Origin of the sequence: Thauera phenylacetica B4P (genome assembly GCF_000310225.1) — a bacterium.
Lineage (GTDB): Bacteria > Pseudomonadota > Gammaproteobacteria > Burkholderiales > Rhodocyclaceae > Thauera > Thauera phenylacetica.
The window spans coordinates 1-252 of sequence record NZ_AMXF01000655.1 but is presented as its reverse complement, the minus strand read 5'-3'; the positions used below and the strand labels follow the sequence as shown (position 1 = coordinate 252).

The following is a 252-nucleotide window of genomic DNA, read 5'->3' as shown; positions in this document are numbered from 1 at the left end:
GTCGAGGATGCGCACCCGCAGCGGGTCGGCGCACACGGTGAGGGGGCGTCGCACATGGGTGTGGGGGATCGAGTAGTCGTTCAGATCGAAGCGCACGTACGGGGTCTTGCCCGCCGACACCGCGCGCAGCTCGTCGGTCGGGAACGGCGCCTCGGGCAGCGCGAGCAAGCGCTCGCGCTCGGCCGCGAAGGCCTCGGCCACCGTCATCGAGGCGTCCTCGGGGCAGCGCCGCGCACCGGCGGCGCCCTCGCA

The 252-nt window shown here is 74.2% G+C and carries 1 protein-coding gene; it reads right to left on the bottom strand.

Going from position 1 to position 252, the window contains the following annotated elements:
* On the bottom strand, positions 1-252 hold a 252-nt coding region (locus tag C667_RS24140), incomplete at both ends, for a Mu transposase domain-containing protein (RefSeq protein ID WP_004393909.1).